This is a genomic window from Streptomyces sp. S186 (genome assembly GCF_051603415.1).
GTDB lineage: Bacteria > Actinomycetota > Actinomycetes > Streptomycetales > Streptomycetaceae > Streptomyces.
In genome coordinates this window covers 2,299,891-2,317,625 of record NZ_CP193932.1, presented here as the reverse complement: position 1 = coordinate 2,317,625, position 17,735 = coordinate 2,299,891, and the positions used below count along the sequence as shown (strand labels likewise).

Genomic DNA, 17,735 nt, shown 5'->3' with positions numbered 1-17,735 from the left:
CCGGCCGCAGCCGTGTCGAGCGCGGTTTCCTCCGGAAGCTCATGACTCACTCACGACACCTGCGTCACATGGTTGCTGATCCTTCCCGGTGATGTCGAGACGTCATATCAGTGGGTTCGGTAAAGAGGAGCGGCAGGTCGGCGGACATCTCTCCGCAATCGCCGAACTCCCCGTGAAATGACTGCCGTTGAACACTGACGGTCCCGCATCGGTCACCATGCGGTTCGCCGGTTCGGTCGCAATGCGGTTCGTCGGCCCTCTCCTCCTGGAGCTAGCCGCTTCTCCTAGAGCCAGCCGCGTTCGTCGGCGACGCGTAACGCTTCCATCCGATTGCGGGTCTGGGTTTTGGTGGTCGCCGCGGACAGGTAGTTGCGCACGGTCCCTTCGGAGAGGTAGAGATTGGCGGCGATCTCGGCCACCGTGGCACCGGAGCGGGCGGCGATGAGCACATCGCGCTCCCGTGCGGTGAGCGGGGATTCCCCCGCCGCCAGCGTCGCCACGGCCAGGGCCGGGTCGACCACCCGCTCTCCCTTCATCACGCGGCGGATGGCGTCGGCGAGCACCTCGACCGGGGCGTCCTTCACCACGAAGCCGACGGCGCCGGCGTCCATGGCCCGACGGAGATAGCCCGCGCGACCGAACGTCGTCAGAATGACCACCTTGCAGGACGGCACCTGTTTGGCGAGCACCGCCGCGGCGGCCAGGCCGTCCAGGCCGGGCATCTCGATGTCCAGCAGCGCCACGTCCGGCTGGGACGTGCGGGCGGCGTCGACGATCTCGTCGCCCCGCCCCACGGAGGCGACGACGTCGAAGTCGTCCTCCAGACCCAGCAGGGCACACAGCGCCTGACGGATCAGTTCCTGGTCGTCGGCGAGCAAAAGACGGATCGTCATGGTGTGGCCACCCTCTCTTCGAGCGATACCCGCAGGCGCCAGCCCCGTGGGCTCATGGGGCCGGCCTCCACCCGGCCGCCGGCGGCCGCGACCCGCTCCCGCAGACCGGAGAGGCCGTTGCCGTCGGAGGCCGGAGCGCCCACGCCGTCATCGCGGACCTCCACCGCGGAAGCGGAGAGCATGACGGTGCACCGGCTGGCGCGGGCGTGCCGGGCGACATTGGTGAGGCCCTCCCGGACCACCCAGCCGAACAGCTCCTGGTGGGCGCCGTCGACCACGTCGGCGGCCGTGGGGAGGTCCGCGGTGACCCCCGACGCCCGGAGCAGCTCCCTGCCGCGCGCCAGCTCCGAGACCAGCGTCACGTCCCGGTACCCCGAGACCGCGGCGCGCACATCGGCGAGCGCCTGGCGGGTGAGGGTCTCCACCTCGGTGATCTCGGGCAGCGCGCGGGAGGACTCGCTCGCGGCGAGGCGCCGGGCGAGACCGCTCTTGACCGTGATGGCGGTGAGGGAGTGGCCGAGCAGATCGTGCAAGTCGCGGGCGATACGGGCCCGTTCGGCCTCCGAGGCCAGGCGGGCGACCTCGGCCCGCGCCTCGACCAGCGAGCGGTTGGCGCGGGCGATCTCGGAGAAGGCGTAGACGGTCAGGGAGGTGAAGACGATGGCGAGCGCCTGGCCCCAGCCGGGCCCCGTCCCCCACGAGCGGACCAGGCACGGGACGACGAGACTGGCCAGTGCGAAGGACGCCACCGTCAGTGCCACATGGCGGCGTACGAAGACCGCGGCCAGCGAGACGATGACCGCGCAGAGGAAGAAGGCGTCGGTCCGGGCGTACGGCAGCGCGGCGACGAACAGCGCGGTCATGATGCCGAGCATCAGCCAGAACGTCGTCCAGGCGAGTCGCGCGGCCGCGGCGCCGGCACAGGCGCAGGCGCAGCAGAAGCCGGCGACGATCGCATATCCGATGGCGGTGTCCGCGCCGCGTGTGTACGTGGGGACCTGAGCCGCCGTCACCAGAGGGAAGGCGAGCATTCCGGCCGCCAGGACCAGCCGTCGCCACCCCCTGGACCATCGCTCCGGGGTGACGGCCGACCAGTCGCCTGGCGGCCTCATGCCTTCGTACATAGCACGCTACCGTCCTCGCATTCGGATGCGCGGCCTACTACCGAGCAGTATGTCCACGGTATCCATCGCCTTTCGGCCCGGTGCCGCGGGCCCATGGGAACGATGAGGGGTCCCGCCCCGGTGCATGAATATCGGCCATGCGTAACTCCGGTGGACCGGAGGTGAGAAACGGGACGGAAAGGCATCACCTTGGTCACATCGCGCACGGGAATCCGGACGCGGGAATCCAGGGTGCGTAAAGCGAGGACGCGGAGGCGCTGACGCACCCGGCCGGCAGGTCCCACAGAGGCTGCGGGGGCAGGACCGGACGATGTCCGTCCGGCGCCGTGGGCAGCCCGAACCGCGCTGCGGCGGCGGGCCGTTCGGGGTCGGCAGCCGCCTGTCGGACCAGGGCGTTCTCCGTTCACGAAGGCCATGGTGGCGGAGCGGGCGAGGGCGGGACAGTGAGGTCCTTCATCGTTCGATCATGACTTTTGTCATGAGTGTGCGCACCGCATTTCGCTGCCGGCGAGTGGCGTGAACCGATCGGTGTACGGTGCACGGCACTTGTGCACGCCGGGCACCCTGCGCTGCTGTCGTGCACGGCGGACCGCGCCGGCAACGGGCCGGTGCGGCAGGCGTGTTCGGGTGCGGACCGCTGCCGCCCGCACAGGTGTTCAACTGCGGCGATCGCGTCAGCTGAACGCCGGCACGGCCGCTACGCACCGCCGCACGAGTCGAGCGCCGGCCCCACGTCAGAAGGACTGCCCACTCCCGCAGTTGAGCAATCCGGATCCGGTTCCTCCCGGGCCGCGGTGGCTTGAACAGCGGGGCCGGCGGTACAAACGTGCTGGATGTCGGCGCACCCGACCCTGGTACCGCCCCGGCGGACGAACACCGCAGCCCGGACAACCGGCCGCGGCGCGTATTCAGGAACGGCGCGTCGGCCCGAGACGGAATCCCCACTCAGAATTTCTGCGGAATGTGAGAGATGGTGCCGGGGGATCGGGCATTCACCTTCCCCCCCGACCATCGCCATTGACACCGTCCGGTGTGGCTCCGTAATGCTTACGGCGATTGCATATGCCCCGCGGAGCCGCCGAGTCCTGCTCTGCGGCGATGACTCGGCATACCACGACGACCCGAATACCAGCGACGTAAATATCCAGACTGGCAAGCGTTGGCGAATCACGGACTGGTGGACAAATGGCGAACGAAGACAGGCTTCGCGATTACCTCAAGCTGGTTACCGCTAATCTGCGGCAGACTCGCCGACGTTTGCGTGTGGTCGAGGAGCGCAGCCAGGAGCCCCTCGCGATCGTGGGTATGGGCTGCCGTTTCCCGGGTGGGGTGGGCACCCCGGACCAGTTGTGGGAGCTGCTGACCGCGGGCACCGACGCCATCTCGGGATTTCCCCAGGACCGGGGCTGGGACGCCGCCGGGCTGTACGACCCGGACCCCGCGGAGAGCCCCTATGCCCGCCAGGGCGGATTCCTGCACGACGTCGCGGAGTTCGACGCCGGCTTCTTCGGGATCAGCCCGCGGGAGGCGCTGGCGATGGACCCGCAGCAGCGGATGATGCTGGAGGTGTCGTGGGAGGCGCTGGAGCGGGCCGGCATCGACCCGGCGGCCCTCCGCGGCACCCAGGCCGGCGTGTTCACCGGCGCCTATTCCTCCGGGTACGGCCCGGGCACGCAGGAGGACTCCGAGAAGGTCGACGGGCATGTCCTGACGGGCACCTTGACCAGCGTCCTCTCCGGGCGGGTGGCCTATGCGCTGGGCGTGGAGGGACCGGCGGTGACGGTGGACACCGCCTGCTCGTCGTCGCTGGTGGCGCTCCATCTGGCCTGCCAGGCGCTGCGCGCCGGGGAGTGCACGATGGCCCTGGCCGGCGGGGTCACGGTGATGGCCACCCCGCAGATGTTCGCCGAGTTCTCCCGGCAGCGGGGGCTCGCCGCCGACGGGCGCTGCAAGCCGTTCTCCGCGGACGCCGACGGCACCGGCTGGGCCGAGGGCGTGGGCGTGCTGGTGGTGGAGCGGCTCTCGGACGCCCGCCGCAACGGGCACGACGTCCTGGCGGTGGTCCGCGGCAGTGCGATCAACCAGGACGGTGCCAGCAACGGCCTCACCGCGCCGAACGGCCCGTCGCAGCGGCGGGTGATCCGCGCCGCGCTGGCCAACGCCCGGGTGCCGGCGGACCAGATCGACGCGGTGGAGGCGCACGGCACCGGCACCACGCTGGGCGACCCCATCGAGGCACAGGCACTGCTCGCGACCTACGGCCAGGACCGGCCCGAGGACCGTCCGCTGTGGCTGGGATCGCTGAAGTCGAACATCGGCCACACCCAGGCGGCGGCGGGCGTCGCCGGCGTGATGAAGATGGTGCTGGCGCTCCGGCACGGTGAACTGCCGCGCACTCTGCACGCCGAGGAGCCGACCCCGCACGTGGACTGGTCGGCGGGCCGGGTGCGGCTGCTGAACGAGACGGTGCCGTGGCTGTCGGGCGACCGGCCGCGCCGGGCCGGTGTGTCGGCGTTCGGGATCAGCGGCACCAACGCCCATGTCATCGTCGAGGAGGCGCCGTCCGCCGAGGTCGCGGTGACCGACGCCGACGCCGAGGACGATCGCGAGGACGCCCGGGACGGCGGCGTCGAGCCGTCCGCCGGGGAGGCGACGGAGCCGGCCGCGGCGCCGGTGCTCTCGGGAGCCGGAGTGTCGGCGTGGCTGGTCTCCGGGCGCACCGCCGAGGCCCTGGCCGAACAGGCGGGCCGGCTCCGCGAGTTCACGCGGACACGGCCCGAGCAGGCCCCCGCGGACGTCGCCTGGTCGCTGGCCACCGGCCGGTCGACCTTCGAGCACCGGTCCGTGCTCACGGGCGCGGACCGCGACGAACTCCTCGCGGGCCTGGCCGCCTTGGCGACCGGTGAGCCTGCCCCCGGTGTGATCACCGGCGCACTGCCGTCAGGTGACGTGGGCCGGACGGTGTTCGTCTTCCCGGGGCAGGGCAGCCAGTGGCTGGGGATGGGACGTGAACTGTGCGCCGTGTCGCCGGTGTTCGCGGCGCGGCTGGCCGAGTGCGCGCAGGCGCTGGCTCCGTATGTGGACTGGTCGCTGGATGACGTACTGGCGGGCGCGGAGGGCGCGCCGGAGCTGGTGGCGGCGGATGTGGTGCAGCCGGCGCTGTGGGCGGTGATGGTGTCGCTGGCGGCGGTGTGGCAGGCGGCCGGTGTCACGCCGGACGCGGTGGTCGGGCACAGCCAGGGGGAGATCGCGGCCTCCTGTGTCGCCGGGGCGCTGTCCCTGGACGACGGTGCGCGGGTGGTGGCGCTGCGCTCGCGCGCCCTGACCGCTCTCGCGGGTCGCGGCGGCATGCTGTCGGTGGCCGAACCCGCCGACCGTGTACGGGAGCGCCTCGCCCCCTGGGGCGACCGCGTGTCGGTGGCCGTGGTCAACGGGCCGGCGGCCACGGTGGTTTCCGGTGCTCCGGAGGCGCTGGAGGAGCTGGCCGCGGTGTGCGAGCAGGAGGGTGTACGGACCCGGCTGATCCCGGTGGACTACGCCTCGCACAGCGCCCAGGTCGATGCCCTGGAGCAGGAGATCCTGGCCGCGCTGGAGGGCGTCACGCCGTCCGAGGCCCGTATCCCGATGATCTCGGCGATGAGCGGCGAGATGCTGGCCGGCCCCGAGATGGGGCCGGAGTACTGGTACGCCAGCCTGCGGGAGCCGGTGGAGTTCGACCGGGCCATCCGGACCCTGGTGGAGAACGGGCACCGGTCGTTCGTCGAGGTGTCGCCGCACCCGGTGCTGACCGCGGCGATCACCGACACCACCGAGGACACCGGTGTGCCCGCGACCGTGATCACCGGGACGCTGCGGCGCGACGACGGCGGTGCGGCCCGGCTGCTGGCGTCGCTCGCCGAGGCCCACGTCCGCGGTGTCGCGGTGGACTGGACGGCCGTGCTGGAGCAGGGACGGCGGGTCGCGCTGCCCACCTATGCCTTCCAGCGGCGGCGGTTCTGGCTCCAGCCGGCGGCGCTCAGCGCGTCCGCCGCAGGCGCCGACGGTGGCCTGGAGAGCGCCGCGGAGGCGGAGTTCTGGGCGGCGGTCGAGGCCGGCGACCCGCGCGAACTGGCGGACGCCCTGGGGCTCGACGACGAGCAACTGGGCGCGCTGCTCCCGGCGTTGGCGTCCTGGCGCCGCCGCCGGCAGGACGACGCGGCGGTGGCCGACTGGCGCTACCGCGTCTCGTGGGTGCCGATGGCCGAGCCGGCGCCGGCGGTGCTGTCGGGGACCTGGCTGGTGGTGGCCCCGGCGGGGCACGCGGAGGCCGAGCCGGTCCGGGAGACGGTGCGGGCGCTGGCCGCACGGGGTGCGCGGACCGCCCTCGTCGAGGCGGGCCCGGCCGAGGTGGACCGCGCGGCCCTGGCCGAGCGGATCACCGCGGCCCTGGCCGACGCCGGGGACACCGCGGTGGCCGGGGTGGTCTCCCTGCTGGCACTGGACGAGACGCCGCTGGCCGGCCGCCCGGTGGTGAACCAGGGCCTGGCCGCGACGCTGGGCCTCGTCCAGGCGCTGGGCGACACCGGCCTGACCGTCCCGCTGTGGGTGCTGACCCGGGGCGCGGTGGCGACCGGCCCCGCCGACGAGCCGGCCGGGCCCGTACAGGCGCAGATCTGGGGCCTGGGCCGGGTCGCCGGTCTGGAACACCCGGACCGCTGGGGCGGGTTGATCGACCTGCCGGCGACGCTCGACGAGCGCTCCGCCGCCCGCCTGTGCGCGGTGCTCGCCGACGGCGCGGAGGACCAGGTCGCGCTGCGTGGCCCGGGCGCGCTGGCGCGGCGCCTGGTGCGGGCCCAGCCCCGTACCGCCCGGCCCACCGCCTGGGAACCGCGCGGCACGGTGCTGGTCACCGGCGGAACCGGCGGGATCGGCCGCCACATCGGCCCCTGGCTGGCCGCACACGGCGCCCCGCGGGTGGTCCTCACCAGCCGCTCCGGCCCGGCCGCGGCGGGCGTCGCGGCGCTGGCCGCGGAACTGGCCGGCAAGGGCACCCGCGTCGAGGTGGTCTCCTGCGACCTCGCCCGGCGCGACGAGGTGGCGGGCCTGCTGGACCGGATCGCCACGGACGGCCCGCCGCTCGGCTCGGTCCTGCACACGGCCACCGCGTTCCATCTGACGCGGCTGGCCGACACCGACGTGGCCGGGCTGGAGCTGTCGCTGGCCGCCAAGGTGGCCGGCGCGGTGTGGCTGGACGAACTCACCACCGAACTCGGCCTGGACCTGGACGCGTTCGTCCTCTTCTCGTCGATCGCCGCGGCCTGGGGCAGCAACGAGCACGGCGCTTACGCCGCCGGCAACGCCTTCCTCGACGCGCTGGCGGAGCGCCGCCGGGCCCGCGGACAGGTCGCCACCTCGGTCGGCTGGGGCGTCTGGGACACCCGCGACTGGGACGCGGTGAACGCCTCGGTGGAGCACACACCGGGCAGCGTCACCCCGGCGCGGCTGCTGCGGCAGGGGACGCGCTTCCTGGAGCCGGGGCGGGCGCTGGCCGCACTGGAGCAGGCCCTGGCGGACGACGAGACGTACCTGGCCGTCGCGGACATGGACTGGGCGCGGTTCGCGCCGGTGTTCAGTGCAGCACGGCCGCGGCCGCTGCTGGAGCGCATCCCCGAGGCCCGGCAGGACCAGGCCGCCGAGGCCGCGGAGACGGCGGCCGCCGGCGGCACGGGAGAGCTCGCACAGCGCCTGTCGGGCCTGCCGCCGGCCGAGCGCGAGCGGGTCGTCACCGACCTCGTCCGCACCCATGCGGCCACGGTCCTCGGCCACACCTCCGCCACCGCGGTCGAGCCCGGACGGGCCTTCAAGGAGCTGGGGTTCGACTCGCTGACCGCGGTGGAGCTGCGGGAGCGGCTCAACACCGCCACCGGACTGCGGCTCCCCGCCACGGTGATCTTCGACTACCCGACGCCGGCCGTACTGGCCGGGCAGATCACCGGCCGGCTGCTCGGCGCCACGGACAGCGACGCGGCGCCCCCGGCACCGGTCCCCGCCGGCGACCCGGACGAGCCGATCGCCATCGTCGGGATGGGCTGCCGCTTCCCCGGCGGCCTGGACACCCCGGAGCGGCTCTGGGAGCTGCTGGCCGCGGGCGAGGAGACCCTCTCCGGCTTCCCCACGGACCGCGGCTGGAACATCGGCGAGCTCTTCGACCCGGACCCCGACAACCCCGGCACCTCCTACACCCGGGCCGGCGGATTCCTGCACGACGGCGCGGCGTTCGACGCGGGCTTCTTCGGCATCAACCCGCGTGAGGCCGCCGCCATGGACCCGCAGCAGCGCCTGCTGCTGGAGGTGTCCTGGGAGGCGATCGAGCGCGCGGGGATCGACCCGGAGGCCCTCCGCGGCTCCCGGACCGGCGTCTTCACCGGCGCCACCCAGACCGGCTACGGGACCGGCCACGCCGACGGCGACGGCGGCGCCGAGGGCTACCTCGTCACCGGCAACGCCGGGAGCGTGATCTCCGGGCGGGTCGCCTACGCCTTCGGCCTGGAAGGCCCCGCGGTCACCGTCGACACCGCCTGCTCCTCGGCACTGGTGGCGCTGCACCAGGCGTGCCAGGCGCTGCGCGGGGGCGACTGCACGATGGCGCTGGCCGGCGGTGTGATGGTGATGGGCACCCCCGGGCAGTTCGTGGGCTTCTCCCGGCAGCGCGGGCTGTCCGTGGACGGACGGTGCCGGGCGTTCTCGGCCGACGCCGACGGCATGGGGCTCTCCGAGGGCGCCGGCGTCCTGGTGGTCGAGCGGCTGTCGGACGCCCGCCGCAACGGGCACCGGGTGCTGGCGGTGATCCGCGGCAGCGCCATGAACCAGGACGGTGCCAGCAACGGCCTCACGGCGCCCAACGGCCCGGCACAGCAGCGGGTGATCCGCGCCGCGCTGGCCAACGCCCGGGTGACCGCCGACGAGGTGGACGCCGTCGAGGCGCACGGCACCGGCACCACGCTGGGCGACCCGATCGAGGCCCAGGCACTGCTCGCCACCTACGGCCAGGACCGGCGCGAGGACCGGCCGGTGTGGCTGGGCTCGCTCAAGTCCAACATCGGCCACACCCAGACCGCCGCCGGTGTGGCGGGCCTGATGAAGATGGTGCTGGCCCTGCGGAACAACCTGCTGCCGCGCACCCTGCACGCCGAGCAGCCGACCCCGCACGTGGACTGGTCGGCGGGCGGGGTGCGGCTGCTGAACGAGGCGGTGCCGTGGCTGCCGGGCGACCGGCCGCGCCGGGCCGGTGTGTCGGCGTTCGGGATGAGCGGCACCAACGTGCACTTCATCCTTGAGGAGGCCCCCAGCCCGGCGGAGCCGGCGGAGCCCGCCGACGTCCACAACGATGGCATTCACGACGGTGACATTCACGACGGCGACATAACGGGCAGTAGTAATAAGTCACTTGACGTCGCGTCACTTCCCATCCTCGCGCCCGGCGTCGACTCCGTGGCCTGGCTGGTGTCCGGGCGGAGCGCGGACGGCCTGGCGGCGCAGGCTGGGCGGCTGCGGGAGTTCGCGCTGGCGCGGCCGGAGCTGGACCCGGCCGACGTGGCCTGGTCGCTGGCGTTCACCCGCGCGACGTTCGAGCACCGCGCCGTGGTGACCGGCACGGGCCGGGAGGAGCTGGCCGCCGGGCTCGCCGCGGCGGCGACCGGCCGGCGCGCCCCCGGCGTGGTGACCGGCACGGCCGCCGCGGGCGGCACCGGCCGGACGGTGTTCGTCTTCCCCGGCCAGGGCACCCAGTGGCTCGGCATGGGCCGTGAACTGCGCGACACCTCACCGGTGTTCGCCGCCCGGCTGGCCGAGTGCGGCCGGGCCCTCGCCCCGTATGTGGACTGGTCCCTGGACGATGTGCTGACCGGCGCGGACGGCGCACCGGGCCTGGACACCGCCGACGTCGTGCAGCCGGTGCTGTGGGCGGTGATGGTGTCGCTGGCCGCGGTCTGGCAGGCCGCCGGCGTCACCCCGGACGCCGTCGTCGGCCACTCGCAGGGCGAGATCGCCGCTGCCTGCGTGGCCGGGATCCTGTCCCTGGACGACGCGGCCCGCGTGGTGGCCCTGCGCTCCCGCGCGCTCACCGGCCTCAACGCCCAGGGCGGCATGCTCTCCGTCGTGATGCCGGAGCCGGCCGTCCGGGAGCTCCTCGCCACCTGGGGCGACCGGCTGTCGGTCGCCGCCGTCAACGGGCCCGCGACCACCGTGGTCTCCGGAGAGCCCGAGGCCCTGACCGCGTTCGAGGCGGAGCTGTCGCGCCGGCGGGTGCTGCGCTGGCGCATCCCCGCCACCGACTTCGTGGCGCACTCGGCCATGGTGGAGGGGCTCGCGCCGGTCCTGGCCGAGTCCCTGGCCGGCATCGCGCCGGCGGCCGGGCAGGTGCCGCTGTACTCCACCGTCGAGGGCCGCTGGATGGACGGGCCCGAACTGGACGCCGGTTACTGGTACGCCAACGTCCGGCGGACCGTCCGCTTCGCCGACGCCGTCCTCGACCTGGCCCGGACCGGCCACCACACCTTCATCGAGGTCTCCGCGCACCCGGTGCTGACCTCCGCGATCGCGGAGACCGCCGAGGACGCGGGCCTGACCGTCCCGGTGACCGTCGGCACGCTGGAGCGGGACAACGGCGGGCCGCGGCGCCTGCTGACCGCCCTGGCCGAGGCCCATGTACGCGGCCTGCGGGTGGACTGGACCGCGGTGCTGGGCGAGGGCCGGCCGGTCGACCTGCCCACCTACGCCTTCCAGCGACAGCGCTACTGGCTGCGCACCACGCGGCCGCTCGCCCCGGCCGACGCCGAGGCGGCCGACGCGGCCCGGGCGGGCACCGAGGCCGAGGCCCGCTTCTGGGCCGCCGTCCAGGACGGCGACCTCCGGGAACTCTCCGACACCCTTGCCCTCGACGACCCCCGGCGCCTGGGCGAGGTGGTGCCGGCGCTGGCGTCCTGGTGGCGCCGGGAACGCGCCGACTCGGCGGTGGCGGACTGGCGTTACCAGGTGACCTGGGCGCCGGTCACCGAACCCGCGCCCACGGCGCTGAGCGGAACCTGGCTGGTCGTCCCGGCGCCCGGCCGGGCCGACGCCCCCCTCACCCAGCGGCATGTGCAGGCGCTGACCGATCGCGGCGCCCAGGTCGCCGTGGCCGCGCTCGACGCCGACGACCTCGACCGGGCGGCGCTCACCGCCCGTATCCGGCAGGCACTGACCGGCACCGACGCCACCCGCCCCGACGGCGACGCGCCGGATGAACTCCCCCCGCTCGCCGGAGTACTGTCCCTGCTGGCACTCGACGAGACACCGCTGGCCGACCACTCGGTGGTGAGCACCGGCCTCGCCGGGACCCTGGCACTCGTCCAGGCACTCGGCGACGCGGACCTCACCGCCCCGCTGTGGGTGCTCACCCAGGGCGCGGTGGCCACCGGCCCCGGCGAGGCGCCGGACGGACCGGTGCAGGCACAGGTGTGGGGCCTGGGCCGGGTCGCCGCCCTGGAACACCCCGACCGCTGGGGCGGACTGCTCGACCTGCCCCCGGTGTGGGACGACCGCACCGCCGCCCGTCTGTGCGCGGTACTGGCCGGCGGCTGCGACGAGGATCAGCTCGCGCTCCGCGCCACCGGCGTCCTGGCCCGGCGCCTCGCCCACGCCCCCCGGCTCCGCCGGACCCGGGCCTGGGCGCCCCGCGGCACCGCGCTGATCACCGGCGGCACCGGCGGCATCGGCCAGCACCTGGCCCACTGGCTGGCCGACGGCGGCGCCCCCCGCGTCGTGCTGACCAGCCGCTCCGGCCCCTCGGTGGCCGGTGCCGCCGGGCTGGCCGCCCGACTGGCCGCGGCCGGCACCCACGTGGAGCTGCTCACCTGCGACTCCGCCCGGCGCGACGACCTCGCCGGGGTACTGCACCGGATCGGCGCCGACGGCCCGCCGCTCACCGACGTGCTGCACGCCGCGGGCGTCGTCGACGACGGCGTGCTGGACCGGCTGAACACCTCCCGGCTGGCCACCACCCTCGGCCCCAAGGCCGCCGGCGCGGTCTGGCTCGACGAACTCACCACCGAACTCGGCCTGGACCTGGACTCGTTCGTCCTGTTCTCCTCGACGTCCGCCACCTTCGGCAGCGGCGGACAGGGCAACTACGCGGCGGCCAACGCCTTCCTGGACGCCCTGGCCGAGGACCGCCGCGCCCGCGGGCTCCCGGCGGTGTCACTGGCCTGGGGCCCCTGGGACGGCGCCGGCCTGGGCCAGGCCAGCGAGGGCGCCCGGCAGCGGCTGCGCCGCAACCGCTGGGAGGTCCTGATGGACCCGCAGCTCGCGGTCCGCGTGGTGGGCCAGGCGCTGCGCGACCCCGACTGCGTCACGCTCACCGTGATGGAGGTCGACTGGCACCAGATGGCCAGCGCCCCCGGCGCCGAAGACCTTCGCAGGAGCCCGTTCATGCGGGACATCCCGGAGGTCCGCAGCCTCGCTGCGGCCGCCGCCACCCCGGCCGGCGGCGAGCGCACCGACGGCGAACTCGCCCGGCAACTGACGGCCCTGCCGCCGGCCGAGCAGTCCCGCCGGCTGACCGAACTCATCCGGACCGAGGCCGCCATGGTGATGGGCTACCCCTCCCTCGACGCCGTCGAGCCGGACCGGGCCTTCAGCGAACTCGGCCTGGACTCCCTCACCTCCGTGGAACTCCGCAACCGGCTGATGACCGGAACCGGCCTGCCGCTGCCCACCACCCTGCTCTTCGACTACCCCGACCCGGTGGTCCTCGCCGCCTACCTGCGCACCCAGCTGCTGGGCGCCCCGGCCGACGAGGCCGCCACCCGCGCCCCGGCCCCCGCCGCTCCGGCGGCCGCGGACGGCGAGCCGATCGCCATCGTCGCCATGGGCTGCCGTTTCCCCGGCGGCGTGCGCAGCCCCGAGGAACTGTGGGAACTGCTCACCGCCGGAACGGACGCGATCTCCGCTTTCCCCGCGGACCGCGGCTGGGACCTGGACACCCTCTACGACCCCGACCCCGACAGCACGGGCACCTCCTACGTCCGGCACGGCGGATTCCTGCACGACGCGGCCGAGTTCGACGCGGCGTTCTTCGGGATCAGCCCCCGCGAGGCGGTGGCGATGGACCCGCAGCAGCGGATGCTGCTGGAGGTCTCCTGGGAGGCCCTGGAGCGGGCCGGCCTCGATCCGGCGGCCCTGCGCGGCTCCTCGACCGGTGTGTTCGTCGGCGGCTACATGTCGGCGTACGAATCCCTCGGCCGGCACGCCGGCGAGGGCCTCGAAGGGCATCTGATGACCGGGACCGCGACCAGCGTCCTCTCCGGCCGGGTGGCGTACACGCTGGGCCTGGAGGGCCCGGCGATGACGGTGGACACCGCGTGCTCCTCCTCGCTGGTGGCGCTGCACCAGGCGTGCCAGGCGCTGCGCGCCGGCGAGTGCGCCATGGCGCTGGCCGGCGGCGTGACGGTCATGTCCACGCCGCGGGACCTGGTGTGGTTCTCCCGCCAGCGCGGACTGGCTCTCGACGGACGCTGCAAGCCCTTCTCGGCCGGCGCCGACGGCATGGGCATGGCCGAGGGCGTGGGCATGGTGGTCGTCGAGCGGCTGTCCGACGCGCAGCGCAACGGCCACCGCATCCTGGCGGTGATCCGCGGCAGCGCCGTCAACCAGGACGGTGCCAGCAACGGCCTGACCGCGCCCAACGGCCCGTCCCAGCAGCGGGTGATCCGCGCCGCGCTGGCCGGCGCGCAGCTGACGGCCACCGAGGTGGACGTGGTCGAGGCGCACGGCACCGGCACCGAACTGGGTGACCCGATCGAGGCTCAGGCACTGCTGGCGACCTACGGCCGGGACCGGGATGCGGACCGGCCGGTGTGGCTGGGCTCGCTCAAGTCCAACATCGGCCACACCCAGGCGGCGGCGGGCGTCGCCGGCGTGATGAAGATGGTGCTGGCGATGCAGCACGGTGAACTCCCGCGCACCCTGCACGCCGACGAACCGACACCCCACGTGGACTGGTCGGCCGGGGCCGTGCGGCTGCTGACCGAGGCACGGCCATGGCTCGCGGACGGGCGTCCGCGGCGGGCCGGGGTCTCCGGATTCGGCATGAGCGGCACCAACGCCCATGTGATCGTGGAGGAGGCGCCGACCGCTGCGCCGGCCACTGCCGGGGCACCCGCCGAGGAGCCGCCGACCCGGCTGCCGGTGCTGTCCGGGGCCGCGGCGCCGGGCGGAGTGGCGGCCTGGGTCGTGTCGGGCCGGTCGGCCGCCGGACTGATGGCCCAGGCGGGCCGGCTGCGGGAGTTCACCCTCGCCCGTCCGCAGCTCGAACCGGCCGATGTGGCCTGGTCGTTGGCGGCCGCACGGTCCGCCTTCGAGCACCGGGCCGTGGTGACCGGAGCCGACCGGGACGCCCTGGCGGCCGGTCTGGCCACGGTGGCCACCGACCAGTCGGCCACCGGTGTCGTGACGGGCACGGCCGCGGCCGGCGGCGCCGCCCGCACGGTGTTCGTCTTCCCGGGACAGGGCAGCCAGTGGCTGGGCATGGGCCGCGAACTGCGCGAGAAGTCCCCGGTGTTCGCGGCCCGACTGGCCGAGTGCGCCGAGGCGCTCGCCCCCTACGTGGACTGGTCGCTGGACGACGTCCTGACGGCGGCCGAGGATACGCCCGCCCTGGAGGCCGCGGACGTCGTGCAACCGGCGCTCTGGGCCGTGATGGTGTCCCTGGCCGCCGTCTGGCAGGCCGCCGGCGTCACCCCCGACGCGGTGCTCGGCCACTCGCAGGGCGAGATCGCCGCCGCCTGTGTCGCCGGGATCCTCTCCCTGGAGGACGCGGCCCGCGCCGTGGCCCTGCGCGCCCGCGCGCTGACCGCGCTCGCCGACCGCGGCGGAATGCTGTCGGTCGCCGAGCCGGTGGACCGGGTGCGGGAGCGGATCGCGGCCTGGGGCGAGCGGCTGTCGGTGGGCGCGGTCAACGGGCCGTCCGCGACGGTCGTCTCCGGCGAACCGGCGGCCCTGGAAGAACTGGCCGCGGCGTGCGAGCAGGACGGCGTACGGGCCCGGACCGTCCGCGTGAACTACGCCGCGCACAGCGCCCAGGTCAGCGCCCTGGAGCAGGAGATCCTGGCTGCGCTGGAGGGCATCGCGCCGTCCGCGGCCCGGATCCCGATGATCTCGTCGATGACCGGCGAAATGCTGGCCGGCCCCGAGATGGGCCCGGACTACTGGTACGCCAGCCTGCGCGCGACCGTCGAGTTCGACCGGGCCGTCCGCGCGCTGATCGCGACCGGCCACCGGGCCTTCGTCGAAGTGTCGCCGCACCCCGTGCTCACCGCCGCACTCACCGACACCGCCGAGGACACCGGGACGTCCGGCACGGTGGTCACGGGCACCCTGCGCCGCGACGACGGCGGCCCGGACCGGCTGCTGGCCTCCCTCGCCGAGGCGTGGGTGCGCGGTGTCGCGGTGGACTGGACGGCCGTTCTGGAACGCGGACGGCGGATCGACCTCCCGACGTACGCCTTCCAACGGCAGCGGTACTGGCCTGAGGCGGCCGAGCCGAAGGCCGTTGCCGAGGGGACGGGTGCCGACGCCGAGTTCTGGGCCGCGGTGGAGAACGGCGAACTGCGGGAACTGGCGCAGACGCTGGAGGTTGACGACGAGCAGCTGGGCGAGGTGCTGCCGGCCCTGGCGTCGTGGCGCCGCCGTCGGCAGGACGACTCGGCCGTCGCGGACTGGCGCTACCGCATCTCGTGGGTGCCGTTGACGGACCCGGGCGCCGCGGTGCTGCAGGGGACGTGGCTGGTGGTGGCCCCGTCCGGCCGGACGGACACCGAACCGGTGCAGGGGTGCGTACGGGCGCTCGGCGAGCGCGGCGCCCGGGTCGTCGTCACCGAGGCCCTCGCGGACAAGGCGGACCGGGTGGCACTGGCCGAGCGGATCACCGCGGCGCTGCCCGACGAGGCACAGGTGACCGGCGTGCTCTCGCTGCTGGCACTGGACGAGACACCGCTGCCGGAGTTCCCGGACATCAACCGGGGCCTCGCCGGGACGCTGGGCCTGGTCCAGGCACTCGGCGACGCGGACCTCGCCGCCCCGCTGTGGGTGCTGACCCAGGGCGCGGTGACCACCGGCCCCGGCGAGGCGCCCACCAGCCCCGCACAGGCGGCGGTCTGGGGCCTGGGCCGGGTCGCCGGCCTGGAACACCCGGACCGCTGGGGCGGGTTGATCGACCTGCCCTCCGGATGGGACGAGCGCACCGCCTCCCGCCTGTGCGCGGTGCTGGCGGATGGGACGGAGGACCAGGTCGCGCTGCGCGGCGCCGGCGCCATGGCGCGGCGGCTGGGCCACGCCCCGCGCCCGTCGGGCGACCGTACGCGGTGGACGCCGCGCGGCACCGCGCTGATCACCGGAGGGACCGGCCCGATCGGCGGGCACGTCGGCCGGTGGCTGGCCGGGCGCGGCGCCGAGCGCGTCGTCCTCGCCGGCCGGAACGGCCCGGCCGCACCCGGCGCCGCGGCGCTGGCCGCGGCGCTGGCGGCGGCCGGCAGCCGAGTTGAGGTCATGGCGTGCCGGACCGCCGAACGCGCCGAGATCGCCGGGCTGTTGGGCCGGATCGCGGCGGACGGACCGGCGCTGACCGCGGTGGTGCACGCGGCGGGCGTCGGGCAGGCCACCGCCGTCGCCGAGACCACGGTGGCCGAGCAGGCCGCGGTGACCGCGGCCAAGGCCGCGGGCGCCCGCTGGCTGGACGAGCTGACCGCCGACCTGGACCTGGACGCGTTCGTACTGTTCTCGTCCATCGCCGCGACCTGGGGCAGCGGTCTGCAGCCCGGCTACGCGGCGGGCAACGCCTTCCTCGACGCGCTGGCCGAGAGCCGCCGCGCCCGCGGACTGGCCGCGACCTCCGTGGCATGGGGTGTCTGGGCAGGCGCCGAAGCGGGACCCGGCCAGGCCGGAGCGCAGTCGCGGCGCCACGGCCTGCGGGCCATGGAACCGGCACGGGCGCTCCAGGCACTGGCCCAGATCCTCGACGGCGGGGAGTCGGCGGTGACCGTCGCGGACGTGGACTGGGAGCGGTTCGCACCGACCTTCACCATGCGCCGGCCGAGCCCGCTCATCGAGTCCCTGCCGGAAGTGCGCCGGGCGCTGGCGGCCGAGGCGACGCCCGAAGACGGCCACGCGTCGGAGAACGGCCTGGTGCAGCGACTGACCGGCCGCACCCCGGCCGAGCAGCACCGCCTGCTGACCGACCTCGTCCGAACCGAGGCCGCCGTGGTCCTGGGGCACGCCTCCGCCAAGGACATCGAACCCGAGCAGTCCTTCGGCAACCTGGGCTTCGACTCCCTGACGTCGGTGGAACTGCGCAACCGGCTCAACCAGGCCACCGGGGCGAAACTCCCCGCGACCCTGGTATTCGACTACCCCACCCCCGTCGCCCTTGCCGGACACCTCCTGACGGTCCTGACCCACAGCGGCACCGAGCAGGATCTGCCGCTACTCGCGGAACTCGACAAGGTGGAATCCCTGCTCTCCGGAGCGGCTGTTCAGGGTGCCGAATCGGCCCGTATCACGGCTAGACTGGAGGCAGTTGTGGCGAAGTGGAAAGAGATCCGGGAAAGTACGGACGAGTTCGCCGTTACCGAGAAGCTCGAATCGTCGAGCGACGATGAGGTCTTCGACTTCATCGGCAAAGAGTTCGGTATCTACTGATTCAACA

3 protein-coding genes are annotated in these 17,735 nt (G+C 74.5%); 1 reads left to right on the top strand and 2 read right to left on the bottom strand.

The features are described 5' to 3' along the window. Nucleotides 1-284 precede the first annotated feature (284 nt). A complete protein-coding gene (locus ACRAS8_RS09450; protein ID WP_438485494.1) occupies nt 285-893 on the bottom strand; it encodes a response regulator transcription factor in 609 nt (202 codons plus the stop codon). Next, a complete protein-coding gene (locus ACRAS8_RS09445) occupies nt 890-2,005 on the bottom strand; it encodes a sensor histidine kinase (RefSeq protein WP_438485493.1) in 1,116 nt (371 codons plus the stop codon). The genes ACRAS8_RS09450 and ACRAS8_RS09445 overlap by 4 nt, the downstream gene beginning before the upstream one ends. Nucleotides 2,006-3,157: 1,152 nt before the next feature. On the opposite strand from ACRAS8_RS09445, the gene ACRAS8_RS09440 reads away from it, so the two are divergent. Further along, nucleotides 3,158-17,728, top strand: a complete 14,571-nt coding sequence (locus ACRAS8_RS09440; protein ID WP_438490401.1) for a type I polyketide synthase — start codon at nt 3,158-3,160, stop codon at nt 17,726-17,728. Nucleotides 17,729-17,735: the final 7 nt, after the last annotated feature.

What these genes read in the sequence shown, in the direction of transcription:
- ACRAS8_RS09450 (WP_438485494.1), bottom strand. Translation starts at nt 893, where the DNA reads ATGACGATCCGTCTTTTGCTCGCCGACGACCAGGAACTGATCCGTCAG.
- ACRAS8_RS09445 (WP_438485493.1), bottom strand. Translation starts at nt 2,005, where the DNA reads ATGAGGCCGCCAGGCGACTGGTCGGCCGTCACCCCGGAGCGATGGTCC.